The sequence below is a fragment of the Sphingobacterium sp. DR205 genome, assembly GCF_011064245.1.
Taxonomy (GTDB): Bacteria; Bacteroidota; Bacteroidia; order Sphingobacteriales; family Sphingobacteriaceae; genus Sphingobacterium; species Sphingobacterium athyrii.
This window is the reverse complement of record NZ_CP049333.1, coordinates 2991230-3016564: the sequence shown is the minus strand read 5'-3', so window position 1 is coordinate 3016564 and position 25335 is coordinate 2991230. Positions and strand designations below refer to the sequence as shown.

The following is a 25335-nucleotide window of genomic DNA, read 5'->3' as shown; positions in this document are numbered from 1 at the left end:
TTTTAGTTAAAATATAAAACAAGTGGAATATAAATTTCGACTTTATAACCACGCTGATCATCGGTATAATTTGGCGTTATTTCAATCCGCGCTTTCGGATCTGCATCCGCAAACAACAGCTCCAGCCGCTCTTTTGTAATGATTTGCGATAAAGACGTCTTGTGCGAAACCTGTTCTTTATGGACCTGCATTCCCCAGCCATTGTCACAGATGCTGACATGCAATTGATTTTCATCTGCATGAAAATCAATGGTCAGTTGCCCCATATAAGGCAAGTTCTTAAACGCATGTTCAATTGCGTTTTCCACAAATGGCTGTATGATCATTGGTGGAATCATGACATCATCCGGATCCAGATCGCCTGTCTTAATCTGATAGTCAAATACATCCTGATAACGCATCTGCTGTAAAAGTATGTAATTATTTAATGATTTAATTTCCTGATCCAACGAAATGTATTCTTCCCTATTTAATTCAAGGATATCGCGAATCTGACGGGACAATAAGAGTAGGTATTGATTGGCCTTAGCTTTCTGCTCGCTGCTAATCAAGCCCTGTAGATTGGCAATGGCATTGTATATAAAATGTGGATTAAGTTGGTTCTGTCTGGTTTTTTGTTCCAGAATAAGCTGTCTATTCTCCGCAAGAATACGTTGGTTGATATTTTGTAATAATCTCTGTTTGTTTCTGAAATAGATAAAAAATGCAATACTGAATACCAGGGCCAATAGAATCACAAATATCCAGCGTTGCTGCATCAGGATCTTATGGTTGAAGGCATTCGTGGTTCGTAGCAACGTAATCGCCTGATCTTTTTTCTCCGTCTGGTATTTTGTATTGATCTCGTTGATTTTTTCCGCTTCAATCCGCTGCGTACTCTGTTTATAATCTTGAAATGTTGAATCCAGTGCAAAATATGCCCGTTCATAGTCACCTTTTAATGCATAAGCTACTTGCAGGTTTTTATAATAAAACATCTTATTATGCTTCATCTTATGCTTTTTGATAAATCGGAGACCGGCATTAAAATAAAATATGGCCGAATCCACCTGATTATTGTTCAGAAAGTTCTTGCCCAGATTCGCATATACATAAGGATTAAGTGTATTGGAGGCTTGTAGATAGTTGAAATATGTTCGGGATGCTTCTACCGCTTTCGGATTGTTATTGATACTAAAATAATACTGTGCCTGTAAATCGTACATGCGCATGATAATGGTCGAGTCCTTTGTTGCATTGGCATAATGCCGGCAACTGTCCAAAGTACCTTTTAGTTTCTCAAAATCATGCAAGGCCATATATTGCATAAATTTCATCTCCTGATAGGCCTCAGAGACATGCGGGTCCGTCTTATTGGGATGATAATGATACCAGGATTCGACATCTTTCAATGCCTGCCGGTAGTCTGCCTGTCGATATTCAGCATTGGCCAATAGATTATAGAACAGAAAAGTAAATACACTTTCATGTGCCAGGGCATACTCCTTTGCATCAATAATCTGTGCCACCATCGTTCCGCTCGTCACATCATGAAAACTGAAATTGGCACGAATCCCCAGATAGTCCTTTAAAACTGCTAAATCCGGAGACAACTTTTGTCCTTCCAGATTTTTTAAGGCAATTTCAACAGAATCTATATTGTCATCCAATAAATATTCGTAGGCCAACAGAATAGAATGGTAAGGAGAATGCTCAAAGTAACCATCTTTAAGCAGTTCATTTCTCTTCTTCTTTACAACAGCGGCACTTTTGAAATCCTGTGTCGAAAGATAGGCCAATAGCACATTTTCATAACTCAGCTCAAGTGAATCGTTGGGTATTACGGTATTCTTATTCGGATCTCGGCTTTTATTTTGATGACAAGAAAAGAGCTGGACGAGCAGTAAAAGTGCCATAAGACAGTAAAACGCTCCGGTTCCGTAATTCTTCATCAACATCTTTATTAATTTACTTTTGTTCTTTTCGAAAGGCTCGCATTGCTCCGCCAACAAGTAACCGAATATCGGAATATTCCGAACAAAACAATATATCTGGATTCAAAAATATTTAACTTTCCTGATATTTAAGTATAGCTCCTATTTACAAACAAACATACTGGATCGAAAGATAGTAAATCAGACGAATTAATAAGCGTATCCTCCGCATCAATATTCGTCATGAATAGCCTGTTTTCTGAATAAATAGCCTCGTTGCGGGATTTATTTCAATAATTTTCTGTAACAAAAAGACGCCAGCGCATACTCATCATATAAACGCAAAACATGTAGCCCTGATGACAAGCAGTATCGTATTAAATTTCATCACATGGGATGTCAGCAGTGATATCTTCACCATACCGATCATCAACCACCCTGTACGTTGGTACGGATTATTCTGGCTACTGGGAATAGTTTTATCTTACAGGGTACTATGGAACCTATTTAAAAAAGAAGGCCGGCCGGTTGAGTTTCTGGATCAGTTGAGTATATATATTGTCCTGGGAACAGTAATAGGGGCACGCCTGGGCCATGTCTTATTTTATGACCCCTCGTATTATTTCAGCAACCCCTTAAAGATCTTTGCAATATGGGAAGGTGGTCTGGCCAGTCATGGCGGTGGAATTGGTATTTTGGCCGCTATTTTCTTTTTCGCCAGGAAGAAGAAACTTTCTTTCCTATGGGTAGCCGACCGAATTGCACTGGTTGTTCCTATTGCTGGCGCCTGTATTCGACTGGGGAATCTGATGAATTCGGAAATCATCGGCACCCCGACAAAGCTCCCCTGGGCTTTTGTCTTCACGGCTATTGACCCAATCCCACGGCATCCCGCACAGCTCTACGAAGCCTTATTTTGTCTATTGTTATTCCTTTTGTTGAATTACCTCCGGACAAAACCTATCCTAAAAAACAACATCGGAAACTGCTTTGCACTCTTGCTGATCCTATTATTTTCTTTTCGATTTATGGATGAATTCCTAAAAATCAATCAGGAAGATTTTGAGAGTTCATTGTTCATAAATATGGGACAGCTCCTCAGTATACCATTTGTCCTGATCGGATCGGCCCTACTTGTCATCAACAGTAAGCGAAAATCAACACAGCTGTCGCAAAACAAAAGTTAACCCGGAGACAAGCAGGCATGAACGGTGTTATTTTAAGATGCCGGACTGGAATGCGACTTTAACCAGTTCCGCAGTATTTTTTACGTTCATTTTTTCAATCAAACTCTGCCGGTGTCCTTCTATTGTGCGTTTGCTCAAAAAGATTTTGTCGGCAATCTCAACATTTGTGAAACCGTCAGCAATTAATTTCAGCACCTCCAGTTCACGCTCACTGATATCAAAGTCCGATAACGAACGATTCGGTAAATCCGTATAATTCTCACCGGAAGTTACCTGATCCAGCAGTGCCATACTGATTTCTTCACTGACATATCTCCCCCCATTGGCCACATGATTCAGGCCAAAAAGAAGCTCGTTATAATCCACATTTTTAAGCAGATATCCCGAAAGACCGAGTCCAAAACCTTCGATAACATAATGAATCTGGTTTAACATCGAGAGAATGACAACCTTAATGGACGGATATGTTGACTTGATGATCCGCAGCAGTTCCATACCGTCCATATGATCCATGCTGATATCCGTTAAGATAATATCCGGCAACAACTCCGTAGTAAGAAGTTGCAGCGCTTCATCACCATTCGATGCCTCACCCACGACAACAAATCCCTCCTGAGACTCCAATAACAATTTAATACCATTACGTACGACCATGTGATCTTCAACCAACAGTATCTTAACCTTACTCATCATTTACAGTATTTAATAAAAATATATCTTTTGTTTTTTATCCGAACAGTATGCCACCATGGAGTTCAGCTGCATTTTTTACCTTGGAAAGATCAGGAAACAACTTGTACCCCAGCTCCCCCTCCTGTGTTCTTTCCAAACCGGTACAAACGGAATAAAGATACAAAATTCTATCCATTCAAAGGACTTCATATCCATATTCTATCGGAGTCCTGATCCAAAAAAGATACTACATTTGACTTAAAATTCAAAGAAAGTATAGAAAGAATACGGAAAGGGAACAATATTTGTTTTAAACTAAACGGTATTTAATTTTTTTGACACTTTATGATCCGTTCCGACAAAGATATTTTATCTGTACTCCATTCTTCCTTGGGAGCCTGTGCAATCTACGATAGCCCGGATCTTCATATATCCTATGCAAGTGCGAAAATGTTACAACTGTGGAATTGCGATGAAAGTGCCATTGGACAACGCCTGGAAGACTCCCTTCAGCAGCAGGAGTTACTTGAATGTGTCTCCAGGTTAAAACAGGTATGGTCTAACCCCAAAGGTCCGGTTGAAGAACACCTGACCATCAAACTTAACCCCGCAGGAGAGCCCGGCACATCCAATTATAGGATGGACTATCAGCCATTAATCTCTGCCGACGGAGAAATCTATGGACTATATCACACAATAATGCTCCTACCCGATCCTATTCCGGCGGCGCAACAGGTAACGGAGAAAAATAATATTGAACAGCAGCTCCTGGAAGACTTATTGACACCAAAATATAGCCTTGGCGGCAATGTCCAAGCCATAACAAGTTTAAGCAAATATCCATTACCGGACAGGGAGGCCAAAAATTTAAATCTAAAGCTGAGAGACGCCCTGAAAAAGATCATCGAAAGCGAAGAACATTATCATTTCGCCTTGCAATCTGCTGAAATGGGCACCTGGAACTTAAATTGCAAGAGTTATGTCGTGCATTGGGATGAGCGTACACGTGAACTTTTTGGTTTTGTCCATGGTGAAACCGCCCCTTACACGGAGGTATTACGCTATATACATCCCGATGACAGGACCAAGATAGATCAAGAAGTCAAAAAATCATTAATTGACCAGAATAAAGGGGTATACGATGTGCAGTTCCGCACCATTGGGGCTAAAGATCAAAAATTGCGCTGGCTCCACTGCAAAGGAAAAATGTATTTTGATTCCAACCAGCAACCGGAATGGTTTGCCGGAACTACCCTGGATATCACACAGCAGCATGCAGAGCGCGAAAAATTGGAAGCCATTAATACCTTAATTACACAAAAAGACCAGGAGTTTAGAATGATCGTCGAAGCAGCTGGGATTGGCATCTTCTCCATCGATGTAGAATCGCGGAAAATGGAACTTAATGATCAATGTCGTGAACTCTTTGGATTTGACGGTCAGCAGGAAATACAGGAAGTCGATTTTTTTGCGCAGATCTTACCACAGTATCGGGACAAAGTAAGCCATATCTTTCAGGAGGTCGTCTCCAAACAATTGCCTTTTGACTGTCAATGTGAAATAGAAGATAAAAAAACAGGGAAAGTAAAATGGCTCCGCTCTGTTGGCGGTGGACAATTAGCAGCAGATTCGAACCGGCAGATTGTCTATGGTGCTATATTCGATACAACAAACGACAAAGAAGAGGAACGAAAAAAGCTGGATTTCATCAGTATCGCAAGCCATGAACTCAAAACACCGCTGACTTCTTTGATTGCCTATATCCAATTACTGCTTGCAAAGGAGCAGACGCTTAGTTCAGAAAAACGGCTACAATATCTTCACCGGTCAAACGAGCAAGCCATACGTATGCGGGGGCTCATTGATGGTTTTCTGAATGTATCTCAGCTTAATGAGGGCAAGTTATTGCTTCACAAAAATACATTTCAGATCTGTACGTTGATAAATTACATTCAAAATATCTATTCGCTAAAACCTGTCAAGCATTTTATTCATTATACCGGAGCGACCGATTCAAGCGTGGAAATCGTGGCTGACCGGGATAAGATCGAGCAGGTTATCATTAATTTTATGGACAATGCCATTAAATACTCTCCGACCAATTCTACGATTATAATGGATGTTGCTGTGGATCATGCGTATTTCAGTGTTAAGGTCAGCGATCAGGGTCGGGGTATCGGTGACAAGCATCAAAAACAAATTTTCAATAAGTTTTATCGGGTAAATGATTCAACCGATAGTTACGCTTCCGGATTCGGGATCGGACTCTTTATCTGTCGGGAAATTATCCAAAAACATCAAGGCAAAATTGGTGTGGACAGCAAACTGGCTGAGGGATCAACTTTCTGGTTTAAGATTCCTATCCATTCCCAGACAGCGCCTGTAACCGGCATACAAACCGCGACTAAGAAGGATTGATGAAAGCTTGTTGCCCGGAGTGAAAACAGTACGCTGCGGCTAAAATGGTTCTTTCGGTCAGCATATGGAGAATGTGGATCGTAAAGGAAATTACGACAATAACACATTATCAAAAACAAAGACAACAGCTGTATATCCATTTTACAGCTGTTGCCATTTATGCATTGTCAATTTTCCCGAAAGATTATTTCATTTTCAGGTCCTTTCCTGCAATATCCTCCCAACGGTAATAATGAAAAGTTTTATCATCGCTCATGGCCACAAATAAACCATGTTGAAAGGTATCATTCAGACGGGAAGACACGACCTCCGAACCATCACTTTGCGTGGCCATAACAGGCACTGTCTTCAAATGGCTATGTTCAAATGGGTTCGCCTTTGTTCCCTCACGGCTAAAAATCTGAAAGCGGTTGGCCCCTTGATCAGAGACCAATATATAGCCGGTGCTATCCGTCAGCTTATAAATAGAAATACCTTCATGATCTTCTTTAAAACCTTCAGCCGCAAAAAGGGCCAACTGCTGATTTCCCTTCGCCGGATCCGCATAATATTGCTTCACCCCCACCTGCTCGTCTGAATAATAGATATAGCCCAGTTCATTGTCCACAGCGATGGCTTCAATTTCTTTCTTCCCACTAAATGAGCCAAACTTACGGACTAAGGTCGCTTTCACGGCGCCAGCACCGTTATCTTCCAATAAATACTGACCTAAATACCCTTCTTTAGGACCGTTTTTGCGGCCCACAATCGCATAGATTTCACCTTTCGGTGATGTGTAAAGTGCAATCCCCATCAGATCCCTGAATTCCGGTTCGGTCTCGCCTACAAACATATCCAATCCTCCCCCGTCGATTGGTTTCATGTCCGGCAACGAGAATACTCGTAACTTATGGGTCATACGTTCGGTCGTAACAGCGATATCAACAGGTTTGCCGCCCAAAAGCAATCCATAAGCGATATCCACATTATTGGGGCGTTTCAGATTAGAAACGACTTTATCCTTGACAATTTTACCCTGTAAATCGTACACAAATAAAGCACCATCTGCATCTTTGTCCGTAGCAATGACTAGGCTTTTGCCGGGATCGGTCTTATTAATCCAGACCGCAGGATCATCGGAATCATAGCGTACTGCTTCTGTAACTATGGCCGGTTTGATCGTATCCGTTGCGGAAGTACCGGGCTGAGGGTTATTACAGGCGACCTGCACGAGTGTTGAGGCTGCCAAACAAAAAAATAGTGTTGTTTTTAAAGTTGTCATGCTATTGTGTTAATTAAAATTTAGTACCAAAAGCACCGACATAAGTCGCGGGCTTTGGCGAGGAATACGATAAACCATTGGATAGCACCAAGCCATCGCTAAAATGAGGCTTAAAAGCAGCTGTACCTGCTTTTAATGCCGGTGAATTGCCTTGCAGATGGAAATCCCAGGCTGCATCAAATACATAATTATTGACCGAAGTCTCTAAGGGGTAGGCTGTAAATTTAGGATTGTTCTCACCAGCGGTTTTACCTCTGACATCATTGGTGCCGCCTACGATATCATTCTTTCCGACCTGAAATTGGTCCACCGTCAATTGATCATAGCCATAATACCAATTGTTGCTCGAAACCGAACGGCTATCTTCCGGATTTTTGGCATCACGTTTAACGCCAAACCGCGTATTGGCAAAAATATTGTTATGGATCTCTGCTTTTACCGAAGCTTCCAGCCAGATGGATCCTCCTTTGGCTGTTGGCCTACGCCAACCGGTATTAAGCATGCTGTTGTTATAAACGAAAATATGCGCTTGCGGCGTGCGGTCGCCAGAATTGGACAGCTTCAATGCATTGGTATTGACACTGTATATCAAGTTGAAAGCTACGTCTGCCAGAGAGCCCGATTTAAAATTCATCGCTTCACCCCCGGTTACCCCATTCGAAAAGAACCGGTTATTGGCGAAGATAATCTTGCCCCCTTCAATATAAGTACAGTCTTCATAAAAATGACTGATCGTACTATTTTGTACAATCAATTTACCTTCCACATTGGAAAACCACAAAGCGGGCAGCGCTTCCCCCGCTTTCTGTTTGTACAGCCTCATCTTCACCGAAGTCGATGCATCCGAGGTAACCGCACCACCATATTCTAAATACGTATTATCCAAAACCAGTTCCTTACAGCTTGGTGCCGCTAAAATACCGCCCCAAAGTTTTCCAAATTCATTTTCTTTGGTTTTGTAAGAATCCTCCACCGTAAATTTCACGGGGCTCTCGGCTGTCCCCAGCACATACAGGTTGCCCAGTACAACTATCTCAGGCTTATTGGCCGGATCCATCAGTACCGTTACACCTTCCTCAATGGTCAGCGACTTTCCTTCGGGAATAATGATATCCCCCGTGATACGCTGCACGGTACCTTTGCTCCATATGCCTGCTACCTCACCGATCGCACTACCATTGGCATCGGAGGTGTCTACATCGCTATTTGCTTTCTCACAAGCCGTCAACCCTACCATCGCAAGGGAAATGAGCAGTATAATAAAGTTATTTTTCATCTGTAAATATTTTTTCTGCCATCGCTCAGATGGCATGTTCTTTGTTTAAAATCAATGGGATTATTTCTCGTAAACAGTCCGCGCAGACGCTTATTTCTTAAAAGAATAACGTAAACCAAGAATATAGTTCTGACCGTATAAATCCTTCCGGATAAGCGTGTTGCCGCCTTCCACTATTTTTTCGGCGATCTTATCATTTTCTGGATTTGTCCCCTTTACGTAAAGTTCCATGGGCGTGTTCAACAGGTTATTCGCTTTGGCAAAAACCGCCCAGCCGGCTTTGAATTTCTTCTCGATGGAAGCATCCAGCTGGATAAACCCTTTCTGCCATAAATCGGCGTTTAAAAATTCCGATACCGAATTGATCCGTGAGCCCGTATAAGATCCAGCCAACTGTCCTTCCCAACCCCTGTTTGCATCCTTATAAAGCAAAGACAGATTGGCAATATGTGCTGCCTGCCCATGAAGAGGCCGTGTCTGATCCACCAGGATTGGATCCAGATCCTGTGTGACCTCATTGATTACCCGTGATTTCTTCGGTGTGGTGATCCGTGAATGGGTATACGTATAATTGGCTTTAACACCGAATTTTTGGATATATTTAATATAATCCAGCTCTACACCAAAATTGTTTGCCGTTCCAAAATTACCCGGCATATAGTACACATCCTGTCCGCGAATTTCATCGGGCTGAAAGGTATATTCGATCGGGTTTTTAATCCTCTTATAGAATAGTCCGGCAAGAAATTGCGATGAAGGCTCCGGAAATAGCTCATAACGTAAGTCAAAATTATCCGCTAGTGCATGTTTCAAATCCGCATTTCCGCGTTCCCAGAATTCTTCATTTAATACCCGCGATGGCACCACCTCATAGAAACCCGGGCGGTTTAATGCACGATAATATGCCCCATGAAGCTGCTGCTTACTATCCAGGTGATATTTCATGGTCAAACTAGGCAACCATTCGGTATAGGTCCGGGAGCCCTCCGGTCTTTCTTCACCATCCGGAAACAACAATTTATACCCCTGATTAGTGTGCTCCATCCGTATACCACCGATCATTTGAATTTTGTCATTCTCGTAGTTGAACATCCCGTAGGCAGCGGTGGTTTTCTCGCTGGCATCATAGGTCAGCGGGTTCCGCACAGCACCCGTCGGATTGCTTACCGTGAGATTCAAACCCGTATAGTCCTGAAAATCCACCCCATATTGGTTCTTCGCTTCACTGGCGATTGGAGACAGATTGTAATTGTTATAGAAACTGCTCCGTTGTTTGTCGCGATACAAGCCACCGGTCGACAGTTCCAGTTTGTTTGCCGCCAACGGCACCTTATACGCAAGATCCCAATATCCGGCACGGTCATCGTCCGAATTCCGCTCCCAGCGATAAGTCACCGGAGACCTATTGACCAACGAAGTCCGTCTGCGTTGAAAATTCTCTTCGATACCATCCAAACTAATTGTCGTATTCTGCGGCACTTCATTACGGGCAGATGACAGCACCCCGGACCAGCGGAAGTTCAGGCGGTTATCCAAAAAATGATGATCTCCCTGTAGATTGCCATTGTAAATCTGCTGTTCCGTCTTTCTGGTCCGGGTCACATAAGTCAGTTCAGACTTGCCGATACTTGGATCATACTGTCCATTATAAATTGTATTGACCGCATCGCGCAATTGCAGATTATTCAGGTTCACGTACATCTGATAAAAACTCAGCCGATGATTGGCATTGAATCGGTAGTCTATCTTGTTGTGCACACCCAGGCGCTGTTGCTGCTCATCGTATTGCCGGTCACTCTTTTCGGTGATGATCGCATTCGGATTGGTATTATTGACCGAAGATTTGTAAAAAATGGAATGACTGCCACGGTAAAGATTTTGGTAGCTCAGCCCCAATATTACCCCCAACTTATCATTTAGGTAACGGTTCCCAACCGTCAAATTACCAACAAGATCCGGTATCGGTTTCTTATACGTATAGTCCAATGTGCCCTTATCAAAATCAGCGGCGGTGGCATTGTAATTTTTTCCATGCAGTTCATAGGGCGACTTTGATGAAACAGCTCCGCTGGAGAAGCTGCCAAAATCGCGATTAAAATACCGCTGGCTGTAACCTGTGGCCAGATTGGCCTGAAAGAATAGTTTACGCGGTGCGGATTTCATCACCATATTTACGACACCACCGATGGCATCTGCCTCCATATTTGGTGTCAGCGATTTGTAGACTTCCAATCGTTCCAACATATCGGAAGGGAATAGATCCAAAGGTACGTAGCGGTATTTATTGTCCGGACTGGGTACTTTCACGCCATTGACCAAAGTCGTATTATAGCGTTTGTCCATTCCCCTTAAAATTGCATACTGTCCCTCGCCATTTGAATTACGTTCGATTGAGACGCCCGAAACACGTTGCACAACATTTGCCACCGTAATATCCGGCGAGATCTCTATTGCCCTGGCCGATACCACATTCATGATCTGTGAAGCATTCTTTTCCAGTCGGCGGGCGCTTGGATCATCATCACCACCGTTGCGCTGTCCTTTGATCGTTACCTCCATTAAGGTCTGCTCGCTCGAGGTAAGCTGAAACGTAAAATGAGGGGTATTTTCCTTTTTTACCTCAATTTCCTGGACCAGTTCGGCATAAGCCATATGTCTGATATGTACTTTATCCCTACCTGCTGATAGTCCTTTGAATTCAAATGAACCATCCAGTTGTGTCCTGGTTGACAGACCACTTTGTTCGAGGAACACGGTAGCACCGACAATGGCTTCCCCTGTTTGTCCATCCAGGACTTTCCCCTTGATCTTGGTCGCATAAGCGGCGCTGATCGAAATGCTGGAGGCAAGCAATACCGTTAAAACATTTTTCATTTTTAATAGATTATTATGAATCTTTGATTGTTGCCACAAATATGAAAGCCTGAAACAGATTCACAAAATCTTTGGTGTTACAAGAAAGAAACAAGCCAAAACCTAGACTAGACGAGAGGGAAACAACAGATACTAAAAATCTGAAATAAAGATATTTACATCAAAAATAAACGCCATTAAAATTCAGTTACCCTTATGTTAAGAAATTATGAAATACGGAGCAGGTACCCCGCAAGATCCTCGCTCTGTTCCAATTTTAGTTTTTTCCTTAAGCGGTGTCTGGCCACCCGAAGGCTATCTTGGGAGATCCCCAGAAGGATTGCGATATCGGTATTATTGAGATTGATTTTCAGCAATGCGATCAGGCGCATATCGGCGGCGGTCAGATCGGGAAACAGCTTGATCAATTTTTCAAAGAAACTATGATGCACACGTTCAAATGTACCCATGAATTCTTTCCAATGAATGCCCTGTGTAATGTGCTCATTGATTTGTTGTACCATGCGCTGCATAGGTTTCTTCTGATCCCTTCGATCATCTTTGACCAGGGCTTTTAGCTCGTCCCGTAGCTCCTCCAGAAATTGATTGCTACGGATAAGATTAAGCGTATGTGAGGTCAGTTCTTTTTCCTTCAGGGTCAGCTCCTGTTTGAGTTGTTTATCTTCCAATAGTTGGTTTTTGAGCGCTATTTCAGCCAATTCGCGCTCGGCTTCCTGCTTCCGTGATTCGGCAATCTGGGTTTTGATCTTAATTTTTTGCCGGCTATAGAGTACGTAGGAAAGTATACTTAATAAAATCAATACGAGTATCGTACCCAATAATAAGATGGAATTCATCCGTTTGTTGGTCTGCAATTTCTCTATTTCCTCCGCCTTTTGGTTCATATCATACAGTGCCTGAAAAAAAGCCGTATGGCGGGCCCCATCCACACTGTATAGTTCCAGTACCAGTTTTCGGCTCCGTTCTGCGTAGAAATAAGCACTATCCACCTGTCCGCTTAAAGCGTATGTTTTACTGAGGTCTTTTGTCGTTGATGCCATCTGATAGACATCGCCCAGGTTTTCAGCTAAGCGAAAAGCAAGTTGAGTCAATTGAATACTTTCAGGATATTTATTTGTTTTTCGAAAGATATCCCCCATGTTATTGATGACCACAATCTTTCCATAATTGTCCTGCGTTTGCTCATACAAATTTCTCGCCTTTTCAAAATGCGCATAGGCACTGTCATATTTGCCCAGATCCTCGTAGATGCTGCCCAGGTTTTCATGAATCTTGGCTTCACCGTTGCTGTTCGTCTGTTCACGATAGATCGCCAAAGCCTGCTTTTGATAGACAAAGGCCGAATCGTAATGCCCCTCTTTTTCAAAAAGATGCCCGATATTCCCCAAGACTGAAGCTTCACCATTTCGGTCATTTTCACCTTTGAATGCATGCAAGGCTTTGTTAAAATATTCTTTCGCAACATGATGCTGTTTATTGAAAATATTGAGTTCGCCAATATCTGTCCAGTTAGATGCCAGCGATTGCTTTGCATTGATCTGCGTGTAGATACGGTCCGCCTGGAAATAATAATCCTGTGCCTGAGCGTAATGCCCCTGATTGACACACAACCAGCCGATCGCCTGTAAACAATTTCCCTGAAGCATTAAATCACGGTCATTAACGGCTTTTGCATATTTTTTTTTCACTAAGGTAATTGCTGAATCTGGATAATTTTGACTCAATATCCGGATTTCCTTAAATGAATCAACTTGAGCCGTAGTCAACTGTGACAAAAGCAGTTGCCCCAGAAAGACAACCGAAAATATAATGTTATTAGAAATCCTCATTTTTGCAGTAAATAATCGCCCTGCAAATTTAAGCGGAAACATGTTAAGAGAATATTAAATCCGATTAAACTTAATATGGCACAAAGAACAGACTACATCCCAACCTCAGGATAAGACAGAGCACACTTTTCATGTTGAACATACCTTGTCAGCAACGAAGCCCCTACCACAAACGAAAAAGGGACATCGCCCCCCTTCGCAACAAAGTCGTGCTACGGATCAATACCCGGATTTAAGCTCAATCAAAGGTGTTATCCGTTCTAAAATATCAAAAGCGACCTCGGCCATCTTATTTCCTTTATTGTCCAGCAAGGGATTTACTTCGACAATCTCCAAACAGGTAACTTTTCCCGAACGGATGATTTCTTCCAATATCAGAACGATTTCCTTCGGCATAAAGCCTTTGGGAACCGGTGTCCCTGTACCGTCTGAAATCAGTTCACTATCCATACTATCCACATCGAAGGAAATATAAATCATATCGCAGTCCCTCAAATTGGTCAATGCCTCAGCGACACAATCATCAATGCCCCGCTGACGAATTTCTTCGACGCGGTAATTTTTTATACCTAAACGCTCAATCAGCAGATCCTCGGGCTCCTCCGTATCCCGAACGCCAAAATAGATTAAATTCGCGGGCTGTATCTTCTCGGCCGGACCAGCAATACGTTTCAGCTTATTCCAGAATTCCTGCGTTGATTGATCAATTTCATTGATTTTACAAGACAAATTATCTTCATTCAACATGGCCGCCAAAGGCATCCCATGCATATTGCCGGAAGGCGTTGTATAGGGTGAATGAATATCCGCATGGGCATCAACCCAGATCACCCCCAATTTTTTATCTGGGTAGGCCGATTTGATCCCACTGATTGTGCCCATTGCCGAAGAATGGTCACCCGAAAATACCAGCGGGAAATTACCCGCTGAAAGACTATCCTCAACGGTTGAGGCCACTTGTTTACATTGCTCGTAAATCTGCTGAATATGTTTACCAAAAGGGTGATTATCATTTTGATAAATGGAGCTGTTCCGTGTAGGCACATCCACAAAAGGATAATTGATAAAGTACTGACTCCCTTTGTTGATTGCCGCAATCTCAATGGCATCAATTCCTAAATCAGAACCTCTGGTACCCGCACCGATATCTGACCTGTTTTTGATCAATTCAATCATTTTCTTCATCTTGTGGTCACATTAGTCAACGATCGCTCGATTATCTCCAGACAGCTGTTGATCTGGCTTTCGGTTATAACCAAAGGCGGAGCCAAACGAATTTTGTTGCCGTGGGTAGGTTTTGCCAGCAGACCATTCTCCTTAAATTCCAGGCAAATATTCCAGGCCAGGTCACTTTCTTCACTGGCATTGATCACAATGGCGGTCAAGAGTCCTTTACCCCTAACCTCGGTAATGATATCCAATTTAGCGGCAATCTTGTGTAATCCTTCCAGAAATAGATCGCCCATCTGACGTGCATTCCTGATCAGATCTTCATCCAGCACGACCTGCAATGCCTCCATAGCCACTGCACAAGCCAAAGGATTACCACCATAGGTAGAGCCATGCTCACCGGGTTTGATACATAACATAATCGCATCGTCTGCCAACACCGCAGACACGGGCAATACACCTCCGGATAGGGCCTTACCCAAGATCAATACATCCGGCTTACTTGCGCTGTCTACATCGTCAATGGCATAAGATGCCAACATGCTTCCGGTTCGTGCGATACCTGTCTGAATTTCGTCCGCAATAAAAAGCACATTATAGCTCGTACACAACTGGCGCACACGTTTTAGATAATCCGCATCCGGAACCACAATACCTGCTTCGCCCTGAATGGGCTCCACAATAAATCCGGCAATATTTTTATCCTGTTTGAACAATATTTCCAATGCTTCGATATCATTGTAAGGTACCAATGCAATCCCTTCCACAAAAGGGCCAAAATCACCGGTCGCGGTCGTATCGTTTGAAGCAGATATCACCGAAATGGTACGTCCATGAAAATTATCTTTGGCAAAAACTATTTTAGCTTGGTTCTGTGCAACACCCTTCACTTGATACGCCCACTTACGACAGAGCTTCATCGCCGTTTCAACAGCCTCTACACCAGAATTCATGACCAAAGCTTTATCGAATCCGAACAACTTGCAGATCATTTCTTCAAAATCGCCTAATTTATTGTTGTAGAAAGCACGTGAGGTCAAGGTTAACTTTTGGGCTTGATCCGTCAATGCAGCAATAATCCGTGGATGGCAATGTCCTTGATTGACCGCTGAATAGGCGGATAGAAAATCAAAATAAGATTTACCGTCAACATCCCAAACCATAACACCAGCTGCTCGTTCCAGTACGACCGGTAAAGGATGATAGTTATGTGCTCCATATTTTTCTTCCTTGGCCACGAATGCCGCGCTATTTCCTTGTTTAGATACCATACTCATAATTTGGATTTTATTTTCAAATAATAACAAATATACAATTTTTACTATTTTTAACACAAAACAATGTAATTTAACACTAAATTAGCGTTAAAATATTAAAATTAACTTTTAAACCTACATAACAATGAACGGCATAGATGAATTTGACCTTCAGATTTTAAAATACCTGGATGCAGATGGCCGAATGGCCTATTCCGCAATTGCTACTGCATTGGGTGTATCCAATACCATGATCCATCAACGGATTAATCGCTTAATGGAACAAGGTATATTGACCGGCATAAAACCTGTATTGGATGAAAAAAGATTAGGTTATGACTGGGGGGCTTTTACGGGCTTGAGCCTAGAAAAAGATCATGATTCAGGCCGTATTATTGCGGAATTGAAAAAAATCCCCGAAGTAACGGAATGTTATTACATCACGGGAAATTATACCTTATACGTTAAAATTATAGCCAAAAACCATGAACATATGCGCCAATTGCTATATGAAAAAATTGACAACATTCCCGGCATAGCAAAAACAGATTCGCTCATCGAATTGGGTTGCGCTTTTAAACGTAATATTATTCTTTAAAAATTAAACAGATTACGCAACTGGTCTTGAATCTATGGCAACAGCAATGGGTTCAGGACCTTACTGTTACTTGCCGATATTTGCCAGCTCTTCTTCTGTCCAATAAATCAATTCCCGCAATACATACACGTTTTCATAACTTCCCAGTCCATCTATATAATCCCACAAATTGCCCTCAACTTTAACCGGTCTACCATGATGCAGTATATCGTATCCTTCATCTAACCAATTTTGTATCTGCTCTTTATCCATCTTTATATAATCTTATTGTTCACAATTAAACTAAACGGTCACTTCAAATATAAGGCATTTTTATGAGGGAAATAAAGCTGCTCCACAAGAAAATTCAAATTCGGCCATTATTAAAATATCGACTCCTTTGCTAAGTTTTTCGGTCTAAAATGACTGATTTAAGATTAAATAAGGTATATTCGTATGAAACCAAATTGCATAATTATGGCAGATTTTTTCTACGTTGGCTATGAAGGTGAAGACGAATTGCTCGAACTCGTAGCGGTATCAACCATCCAATCTCTCCTCTATTTTCAAGACGCCGATCAAGAAGATTTTACTACAATAAAAACATCCATTGATCAAAACTTTATTGTTGAGGAAGATCTGATCACTGTGGCCGACACCCTGCGACTGGATCAATCCATCGTACGCTTCACTCCCGGAAAACCAAACTATAAAGATTAAGCTTCCGGTATAAACCCCGGACTTAGTAACAGTAACAATATCACGATGATGAACAGGATCACCTGTGCATCATTTGGTGTGGAACAAAAAAAACGAACACTATGAGAGCAGTCTTAATTGGCGGATCTGGCGCAACCGGAAAAATACTTGTGCAAGATTTGTTGAAGTCAGCGGAATTCACCGAAGTTATCGTCCTCCTACGTCGCAAGACATTTGACGAACAGCCCAAATTACAGCAGATTATCGTGGATTTCAACAAGCTACAGGAATTTGAACAGCATATTCGGGGTGATGTCGCGATCTCCTGCCTTGGCACCACAGCCAAAGATGCGGGCAGCAAAGACGCCCAGTGGCGCGTGGATCATGACCTCAACCTGCAATTTGCGGCGCTGGCCAAGAAAAATGAAATCCCTTGTTTTGTATTGCTGTCGGCAGTCAATGCTGACGCTGGATCTAAAATTTTCTATAATCGAATGAAAGGGAGCTTAGAACAACATGTTAAGGCACTTGATTTTGGCAAGCTTATTATTGTACAACCCGGCGGTTTAATCCGTCCAAACACAGATCGCGTAGGTGAAAAGATTGGCATAAGTGCATTAAAGGCCTTTAATCGCATTGGCCTTTTCAAGAACTACGAAGCGCTTCCTGTTGCCCGCGTAGCCTCGGCGATGCTGCAGGCTATTCGCAACTGTAGAGAATCCGTCAACATCATCTCCGTAAAAGACATCAAACAATTAGCAGAAACAGCAAATCAGCAGTAACTGCCACATCTCAGGGCTGTATAAAGAACATTCATAATAATGAATTAACAATTAGCTAATGCTGACTTGTTAATTTGCGGTCATTTATTATTATTTATCACGCTAATGAAAAAACATTTTTTATTCCTCCTTCTCTTTGCCTTTATCCAGGTATTTCCGGCTTTCAGCCAAGAAGCGAAATATATCTTTTACCTGATTGGTGATGGAATGGGCCTCAATCAAGTCAACCTGACTGAAATATACCGCGCCGAAACCCAGCAAAAAAATAGTACCGTACCGCTCGTGTTTACTCAATTCCCCCATGTTGGCTTTGCTTCAACACATTCACAATCCAACGGCGTTACCGATTCTGGAGCCGGTGGTACTGCACTTGCTGTAGGTAAAAAAACAAAGAATGGTGTTATCGGGATGGATAGCACAGGAACAGTACCTTATAAAAGTATCGCTTATGCAGCCAAAGAAAAGGGAAAAAAAGTCGGCATCATCACTAGTGTAAGCATTGACCATGCCACGCCAGCATCGTTTTATGCCCATCAGCCTGACCGTGATATGTACTACGAAATCGGAAAAGAAATTATCAGCTCCAATTTTGACTTCTTCGGCGGATCCAATTTCCTAAAACCTGAAACAAGCTTTGACAAAAAGACAGCACCCTACCTTTTTCCATTATTCGAAAAGGCAGGATATCAGGTCTTAAAGGGAAAAGATGCCTATACGCAATACCCGCGCAAATCTGATAAAATTATCCTCATGAACACCGAGGGAACGGCGACTGATGCGTTAAAATATGCCATAGATCAAAAGCCCGCTGACCTAAAGCTTGCCGATATTACTGCCGCAGCTATCCAATCGCTGGAACTGAATAACAAAAATGGGTTCTTTTTAATGGTCGAAGGCGGAAAAATAGACTGGGCCTGCCATGCAAATGATGCTGCTACTACCATCCGGGAGGTGCTGGACTTTAACTCCGCTGCGGAACTGGTCTTTGAATTCTATAAGCAGCATCCCAATGAAACGCTTATTGTCGTGACAGCAGACCACGAAACAGGCGGATTGGGTATCGGCAACGGCAGCTCGACATTAAAAACTAAATTGCTGGCAAATCAAAAATTATCGCATGCCGAACTGTCTAATGAAATCGGTAATCTGCGCAAAAGTAAAGCAAATGCTTCCTGGGATGATCTAAAAAACTTACTTTCGGCACAAACAGGGCTGTATAATCAGGTAAAAGTAAATACAGATGACGACAAAATGCTGAAAGAGGCCTTTCAGCGAAGCTTTGTCGACCATCAAAATGAGACAGCAAAAAGTCTATATGCAAGTGATGACAAAATCGCCGCTTTAAGCATCGCCATACTGAACCGCATGGGCTCAATAGCCTGGGCTTCCAACAACCATTCGGCAGCCTATGCACCCGTTTATGCCATTGGTGTGGGCGCTGAACTGTTCAATCAGAAAATGGATAATACCGATATACCGAAGAAAATAGCAATAGCTGCCAAGCTGAGTCTGGATTAAAAACAAAAAATCCTCAGGAATAATTCCTGAGGATTTTTTGAGCCTCTTATCGGGATCGAACCAATGACCTACTGATTACAAGTCAGTTGCTCTACCAGCTGAGCTAAAGAGGCCTTTTTTAAATGAATTTTAATGAGTGTCGCTCAAAGAGCCTCTTATCGGGATCGAACCAATGACCTACTGATTACAAGTCAGTTGCTCTACCAGCTGAGCTAAAGAGGCTTTTTAAAGAAGTTTAATGAGTAGTACTCGAAGAGCCTCTTATCGGGATCGAACCAATGACCTACTGATTACAAGTCAGTTGCTCTACCAGCTGAGCTAAAGAGGCATTCACTTCTTTTCAATCTTTAAAACGACCGTCCGTTTTAAGATGCTGCAAATATCGAAAGCCTAAATCAAAAATGCAAGTCTACCGCTATAATTTTTGTCCTTGGCATTGACAAATAATTCAAAATCAACAGCATTATTTTTACAATATGAAGATTTGTCATGATTCAATAAATATTAATGCCATTTTTTCCGAAATAACCCATAAAACCCGAATGGCATTTCAATTGTTATAGATGAAGCACAGCAACAAAACTTTAATTAAGCGATACAGCATGAACTTTAACAACTACACAATCAAAGCCCAAGAGGCTATACAAAAAGCTTCGGAGATTGCCGCTGGAAATCAACAACAGGCCATCGAGACAGCACATATCCTAAAAGCATTACTATCTGTGGATGAAAACGTTGTCAGCCACCTCTTAAAGAAACTGAACGTCAATGTCACTTACCTTGGCACTGAGCTTGACAAGCAAATCGAGGGTTTCCCAAAGGTAAGCGGAAGCAATATCTACCTGAGCAGTGGTGCCAACAATGCGCTACAAAAAGCGCAGGGATACCTCAAAGAATTCAACGATGAATTTGTCTCTGTTGAGCACTTGTTATTGGGTATATTGGCCACTTCGGACAAAACATCCACCCTATTGAAATCCCAAGGTGTGACCGAAAAAGATTTAAAGACGGCCATTAAAGGACTACGTGGCAACAGCCGCGTCACCGATCAAAATGCGGAAGCTACCTATAATGCATTGGGCAAATACGCCCGTAATCTAAACGAGTATGCTGAATCCGGTAAGCTCGATCCGGTCATCGGCCGGGATGAGGAAATCAGACGTGTGATGCAGATTCTTTCACGGCGTACCAAAAACAACCCTATACTCGTTGGTGAGCCCGGAGTCGGTAAAACAGCTATCGCTGAGGGAATCGCCTACCGGATTATTAAAGGCGACGCACCGGAAAACCTCAAATCCAAAATTGTCTTTTCTTTGGATATGGGTGCCTTGGTGGCCGGAGCCAAATACAAAGGTGAATTTGAGGAACGTCTAAAAGCTGTTGTCAAAGAAGTCACCGATTCCAATGGAGAGATCATTCTATTCATAGATGAAATCCATACCTTGGTCGGTGCCGGTGGCGGCGAGGGTGCAATGGATGCCGCAAACATCTTGAAACCCGCATTGGCCAGGGGGGAGCTACGTGCCATTGGAGCCACTACACTCAATGAATATCAAAAATACTTTGAAAAGGATAAAGCTTTGGAACGCAGATTCCAAAAAGTCATGGTGGAAGAGCCGGACACCCAGGATGCGATATCCATTCTTCGGGGATTAAAAGAGCGTTATGAAACACACCATAAGGTGCGAATCCTCGACGAATCCATTATCGCTGCAGTGGAACTGTCACAACGCTATATTTCAGACCGCTTTTTACCGGACAAAGCAATTGATCTGATTGACGAAGCAGCTTCAAAATTGCGCCTGGAGATGGATTCCGTACCCGAAGCGGTCGATGAGCTGGAACGTCGTATCATGCAACTGGAGATTGAACGCGAAGCATTGAAACGTGAAAATGACGACAAAAAGGTACAGGAACTCTCAGAAAGCATTGCCAACCTATCCGCTGAACGCGATACGCTACGGGCTTCTTGGCAAGAGGAGAAAAGCTTAGTCGACAATGTAAACCAGGAAATTGAAAACATCGAAAACTATAAGCTTGAAGCCGAACAGGCGGAACGTTCTGGTGATTACGGCAAAGTAGCGGAACTGCGTTACGGAAGAATCAAAGAGGCACAGGAAAAAGTAGAGAAACTGAAAGCTGAACTGGCTGAGAAACAGGAAAGCAAACGCATGCTCAAGGAAGAGGTAACTTCGGAAGATATTGCTGATGTTGTTGCCAAATGGACAGGCATCCCTGTCAGCAAAATGATTCAGTCTGAACGTGAAAAACTGCTGAATCTGGAAGAAGAGCTCCACAAACGGGTAGCGGGTCAAAACGAGGCCATCGAAGCCATTTCAGATGCGATCCGCCGCTCCAGAGCTGGACTGAACGATGCGAAGCGTCCGATAGGCTCATTCATTTTCCTAGGTACAACTGGGGTCGGAAAAACCGAACTTGCTAAAGCCCTGGCCGAATTTCTCTTCGATGATGAACAGTCCATGGTGCGTATCGACATGTCCGAATATCAGGAACGCCATGCCGTATCCCGTTTGATCGGTGCGCCTCCGGGATACGTAGGTTATGATGAAGGCGGTCAGCTCACAGAGGCTGTACGGAGACATCCCTACTCGGTCGTATTGCTCGATGAAATCGAAAAAGCACATCCAGATGTATTTAATATCTTATTGCAGGTACTGGATGATGGTCATCTGACGGACAACAAAGGCCGTACGGTCAACTTTAAGAACACGATCATTATCATGACCTCCAATACGGGTTCACACATTATCCAGGATAATTTTAGTCATTTGAATGACGGCAATAAAGAGGAGATCATTGCAAAAACACGTACCGAGGTATTTGACCTGCTTAAACAGTCGATCCGTCCGGAGTTTCTGAACCGTATTGACGAGGTGATCATGTTCACACCATTGAGCAGAGATGAAATCGCTGATATTGTGAGACTTCAATTTGCCCATGTCCAAAAACAACTGGCCGAACAGAATATCTTTATCACGGCGTCTGACGAAGCGATGGACTGGTTGGCACAACTCGGTTACGATCCGATCTATGGTGCCAGACCGTTGAAACGCGTCATTCAGAAACGTATTCTGAATGAACTTTCCAAAGAAATCTTATCCGGCAAAGTCAGCCGCGATTCCATCATACGGCTGGATGTGTTCGACGGAAAATTTGTCTTTATCAATAAACAGCAAGATTAACACCTGTTGTTTCATAAAGTAAAAGCCCCGCTTCATCAGTGGGGCTTTTACTTTTAGGAAACAATGATCGTTTAATTCGGAACCCCTATGGCTTTGAGCAATTTTTTCACATCGTCTTCACCATCAAGATGCTGCACCAATGTTCTGGTTTTCCCATCATAAATATAAAGGGAGGGATAATTACTCGGGTTAAATTTTTCAATAAACTGCGTTCCGCCATCATACAAAAATTTCACGTTGGCCGCCCCCTTCAATGCTTTGGCATGCATATTAATAAATCCATCCACATAAACCTTATCATTCATCGAAATAAGGTAAAAACTAACATTTTTGAGCTTCTGTAAATTCTGTGCGATGCCCGCTCCCATTTTTTGACAATGCCCACAGCCCGGATCGTAAAAATCAAGGACGATATAGCCTGTTTTAGGCAACCTGTCCGAACTGAACTTACCCGTCTGATACACCTCTTCGAATGTAAATGCGGGTATCGTTTTTGGCGCCTGGGCAAACACGGGCTGAAAAAGGAAAAATCCACAGGCAAGAAATAGGGAACAGAGTAACTTCATGTTAGAGAATTTTAAACAGACAATGAATATTCAATTAAATTTTAATCAATTATACTAAAAACGCGGTTCTATTCGCAGGGTCAACGCATTTAAATTTGATTAAAAATTTGCATTAGATACTTATCATCCCATCCCGCTTTGAGTCTCTTTGTGACCAATGAGCCCTTTGATGTATCCTTTTTGAGCAGATTGAGTCCTATTTTTCTAATATATGAGAAGTTGTCGGCGGCATTCTTTGTTCTCTTTCTTTGCCTGTCCTCATTAAATATCATATCCAGTGACCAGTGCAACTTGTTTTCCACGCCCCAGTGTAACCTGATATAACTATTGAAATGTGCAGCTTTTTCATTCAAGCTGCTGATATAATAGCGCTGTTCTGTGGTCACCTTGTTTCCTATCTCCCTTGTGGAACTTATGCGTACCACCGATTTTATTGAAGCCCATGAAATACTGTTGTCTATGAAGGTAAGGTCGGTGATCACCTCGCATTTACGGCTTTCTATGCGTCCGTGCCCTTTCTCCTGGGCGAGATCTGCGTCTGCTGGAAGCTGGTTTTCAAATCGACCCTTTATCTGATCCAATAGTTCCTGTTGGTTTCCCTTGACCGATAGGATATAATCCGCCTTGTTCTCTACGATCTTCTGTGCAATATCGACTTGGGTACCCATAGCATCTATGGTCACGATACTCCCTTCTATGTCCAGCAGTTCCAATAAAAGGGGGATTGCGGTGATCTCGTTGCTCTTATCAGAGACTTTCAATTGTCCCAATACCAGCTCATTACTGGATGCCCATGCGCTCACCATGTGTATTGGACTCTGGGAATGAAAACTATCCCTTGAACCCCTAATGCTCTTCCCATCTATACTGATGACCTCCTTTTTGATCGACTCATTCTTCAGGCTACCTGCCCATTCTACGAACATTTTTTCAAACAACTTGGGCCGAAGACCGCTAAAGACACGATTGATCGTGTCGTGTGAGGGAATCCCATGAGGCAGTTTGAGAAAACCTTTGAGAAAACCAAGCTTGGTTTTACCGAAAGCCTCAATGGAATCCCAGGATTCAGCACCACAAAGTACACCAAGGATCGACAGAATGATGATGTCACTCAAAAGATGCTTCTTGTTCCGGCTAATCCGGTGGTCGGGAAACTGTTCAAAATAGTGATGGAGGGTACTCTTTTTCTCTAACATGATGGAACAAAGATACCTCCATCAGAGCATTAACGAAACACATATTACCAACATCGAAAACCTAAAAATGTGGAAACTCTCCTGAATTTTTTATTTTTAATGCGTTAGCCCTGGTTCTATTCGTCAATATTTTAGTTTTTTTACAAAAAATGCGTAAGTTTGGGCTAATTTTTAAATCGATCAAATCTATTAACACTCATTAATCGTGAAAAAACGAATTGCCATTTTTGCTTCAGGTTCAGGATCCAATGCTCAAAAAATAATGGAACATTTCAAATACTCAGATGAAGCTGAGGTTGCGCTGATCCTATCCAACAATCCTGATGCTTACGTTATTCAACGCGCTGACAATTTTGAAATTCCAGCACATATATTCGATCGCAATGAATTTTACAACACAGATAATATCGTTAACATTCTTAAAAATTTAAATATCGATCTGATTGTTTTGGCCGGCTTCCTATGGCTGGTACCCAATAATCTTTTAAGAGCTTATCCGAATCAGATCATTAACATCCACCCTGCTCTCCTGCCTAAATACGGCGGTAAGGGCATGTACGGAGACCATGTGCATAAAGCTGTTTTAGCCAACAAGGAAGAAGAACACGGTATCACGATTCACTTTGCCAATGAACACTTTGATGAAGGTGAAATTATTTATCAAGCCAAGTTTAAGGTAGATCCCAATGATACCCTGGATATCATTAAGTTTAAAGGTCAACAATTGGAACATCAACATTTTCCGAAAGTGATTGAGAATCTAATCAAAAAAATGTAAAAACATTATTTTTTATTTAGAACTATTTTAAACAAATAGTAACTTTGTACCATGAACGAAGTTATTGAATCCTTTGTGGAACCGTGTGAGGGTGAGGGCAAAGCAAGCCCATTTCAATTTAGAAGCGCTGCAATGAATCCTTTTTCTGATTTTTCCTGCA

The 25335-nt window shown here is 42.3% G+C and carries 20 protein-coding genes and 3 tRNA genes; 8 read left to right on the top strand and 15 right to left on the bottom strand.

Translation table 11 applies throughout. The features are described from left to right. Positions 1-2: 2 nt before the first annotated feature. Positions 3-1931 carry a histidine kinase gene (locus G6053_RS12720; RefSeq protein ID WP_165306663.1) on the bottom strand — a complete coding sequence of 643 codons (1929 nt, stop codon included), beginning with the start codon at positions 1929-1931 and terminating at the stop codon, positions 3-5. 341 nt (positions 1932-2272) lie between these two features. On the opposite strand from G6053_RS12720, the gene lgt reads away from it, so the two are divergent. Then, the gene (lgt, locus tag G6053_RS12715; RefSeq protein WP_108631870.1) at positions 2273-3100 is read left to right on the top strand and encodes a prolipoprotein diacylglyceryl transferase; all 828 of its coding nucleotides are present in this window, start codon (positions 2273-2275) and stop codon (positions 3098-3100) included. A gap of 27 nt (positions 3101-3127) precedes the next feature. Here the strand turns inward: lgt and G6053_RS12710 are convergent, their stop codons facing one another. Next, positions 3128-3793, bottom strand: a complete 666-nt coding sequence (locus G6053_RS12710) for a response regulator transcription factor (RefSeq protein WP_241254990.1) — start codon at positions 3791-3793, stop codon at positions 3128-3130. A gap of 34 nt (positions 3794-3827) precedes the next feature. Further along, positions 3828-3968, bottom strand: coding sequence for a hypothetical protein (locus tag G6053_RS12705; RefSeq protein WP_165306662.1), 141 nt, complete (start codon positions 3966-3968; stop codon positions 3828-3830). A 149-nt stretch (positions 3969-4117) separates the two neighbouring features. Between G6053_RS12705 and G6053_RS12700 the strand changes: the two genes are divergently transcribed. Next, entirely contained in the window at positions 4118-6190 is a 2073-nt protein-coding gene (locus G6053_RS12700; protein WP_165306661.1) for an ATP-binding protein, read from the top strand. 184 nt (positions 6191-6374) lie between these two features. On the opposite strand, the gene G6053_RS12695 is transcribed toward G6053_RS12700, so the two are convergent. The 6 genes from G6053_RS12695 to rocD all read right to left on the bottom strand — a co-directional run bounded on the left by G6053_RS12695 (position 6375) and on the right by rocD (position 15877). Next, on the bottom strand, positions 6375-7451 hold the full coding sequence (locus G6053_RS12695) for a phytase (RefSeq protein WP_165306660.1): 1077 nt from the start codon (positions 7449-7451) through the stop codon (positions 6375-6377). A 13-nt stretch (positions 7452-7464) separates the two neighbouring features. Continuing rightward, complete coding sequence (locus tag G6053_RS12690) at positions 7465-8727, bottom strand: right-handed parallel beta-helix repeat-containing protein (RefSeq protein WP_165306659.1); 1263 nt, start codon at positions 8725-8727, stop codon at positions 7465-7467. Between the two features lie 90 nt (positions 8728-8817). Next, positions 8818-11601, bottom strand: a complete 2784-nt coding sequence (locus G6053_RS12685; protein ID WP_165306658.1) for a TonB-dependent receptor — start codon at positions 11599-11601, stop codon at positions 8818-8820. Between the two features lie 206 nt (positions 11602-11807). Then, positions 11808-13430 (bottom strand): tetratricopeptide repeat protein, encoded by a 1623-nt coding sequence (locus G6053_RS12680; protein ID WP_165306657.1) that lies wholly within the window; start codon positions 13428-13430, stop codon positions 11808-11810. Positions 13431-13649: 219 nt separating this feature from the next. Then, positions 13650-14615, bottom strand: a complete 966-nt coding sequence (rocF, locus tag G6053_RS12675; RefSeq protein ID WP_165306656.1) for an arginase — start codon at positions 14613-14615, stop codon at positions 13650-13652. Next, positions 14612-15877 (bottom strand): ornithine--oxo-acid transaminase, encoded by a 1266-nt coding sequence (gene rocD, locus G6053_RS12670; RefSeq protein ID WP_165306655.1) that lies wholly within the window; start codon positions 15875-15877, stop codon positions 14612-14614. Before rocD ends, rocF begins: the two co-directional genes overlap by 4 nt. Positions 15878-16001: 124 nt before the next feature. Here rocD and G6053_RS12665 point away from each other — a divergent pair, with 124 nt between their 5' ends. Next, positions 16002-16454 (top strand): Lrp/AsnC ligand binding domain-containing protein, encoded by a 453-nt coding sequence (locus tag G6053_RS12665; protein ID WP_165306654.1) that lies wholly within the window; start codon positions 16002-16004, stop codon positions 16452-16454. A gap of 66 nt (positions 16455-16520) precedes the next feature. Here G6053_RS12665 and G6053_RS12660 read toward each other — a convergent pair whose 3' ends face one another. Then, positions 16521-16706: a hypothetical protein gene (locus G6053_RS12660; RefSeq protein ID WP_108631879.1), complete on the bottom strand. Its 186-nt coding sequence runs from the start codon at positions 16704-16706 to the stop codon at positions 16521-16523. Positions 16707-16910: 204 nt separating this feature from the next. Between G6053_RS12660 and G6053_RS12655 the strand changes: the two genes are divergently transcribed. The 3 genes from G6053_RS12655 to G6053_RS12645 all read left to right on the top strand — a co-directional run bounded on the left by G6053_RS12655 (position 16911) and on the right by G6053_RS12645 (position 19432). Then, positions 16911-17153, top strand: a complete 243-nt coding sequence (locus tag G6053_RS12655; protein ID WP_104382080.1) for a hypothetical protein — start codon at positions 16911-16913, stop codon at positions 17151-17153. Positions 17154-17254: 101 nt separating this feature from the next. Next, positions 17255-17914 (top strand): NAD(P)H-binding protein, encoded by a 660-nt coding sequence (locus G6053_RS12650; protein ID WP_165306653.1) that lies wholly within the window; start codon positions 17255-17257, stop codon positions 17912-17914. A 105-nt stretch (positions 17915-18019) separates the two neighbouring features. Next, positions 18020-19432: an alkaline phosphatase gene (locus G6053_RS12645; protein WP_165306652.1), complete on the top strand. Its 1413-nt coding sequence runs from the start codon at positions 18020-18022 to the stop codon at positions 19430-19432. A 40-nt stretch (positions 19433-19472) separates the two neighbouring features. Here G6053_RS12645 and G6053_RS12640 read toward each other — a convergent pair. From G6053_RS12640 to G6053_RS12630, 3 genes are all read right to left on the bottom strand, one after another. Beyond that, positions 19473-19545 (bottom strand) — tRNA-Thr (locus G6053_RS12640). A gap of 36 nt (positions 19546-19581) precedes the next feature. Beyond that, positions 19582-19654 (bottom strand) — tRNA-Thr (locus tag G6053_RS12635). A 33-nt stretch (positions 19655-19687) separates the two neighbouring features. After that, positions 19688-19760, bottom strand: a tRNA-Thr gene (locus G6053_RS12630). Between the two features lie 274 nt (positions 19761-20034). On the opposite strand from G6053_RS12630, the gene clpB reads away from it, so the two are divergent. Next, positions 20035-22635: an ATP-dependent chaperone ClpB gene (gene clpB / locus G6053_RS12625; protein ID WP_165306651.1), complete on the top strand. Its 2601-nt coding sequence runs from the start codon at positions 20035-20037 to the stop codon at positions 22633-22635. A 71-nt stretch (positions 22636-22706) separates the two neighbouring features. Here the strand turns inward: clpB and G6053_RS12620 are convergent, their stop codons facing one another. Next, entirely contained in the window at positions 22707-23201 is a 495-nt protein-coding gene (locus tag G6053_RS12620) for a redoxin (RefSeq protein ID WP_165306650.1), read from the bottom strand. An 89-nt stretch (positions 23202-23290) separates the two neighbouring features. Next, complete coding sequence (locus G6053_RS12615; RefSeq protein WP_165306649.1) at positions 23291-24397, bottom strand: ISAs1 family transposase; 1107 nt, start codon at positions 24395-24397, stop codon at positions 23291-23293. A 205-nt stretch (positions 24398-24602) separates the two neighbouring features. Here G6053_RS12615 and purN point away from each other — a divergent pair, with 205 nt between their 5' ends. Beyond that, complete coding sequence (gene purN, locus G6053_RS12610) at positions 24603-25175, top strand: phosphoribosylglycinamide formyltransferase (protein ID WP_165306648.1); 573 nt, start codon at positions 24603-24605, stop codon at positions 25173-25175. The last annotated feature ends 160 nt before the right edge of the window (positions 25176-25335 follow it).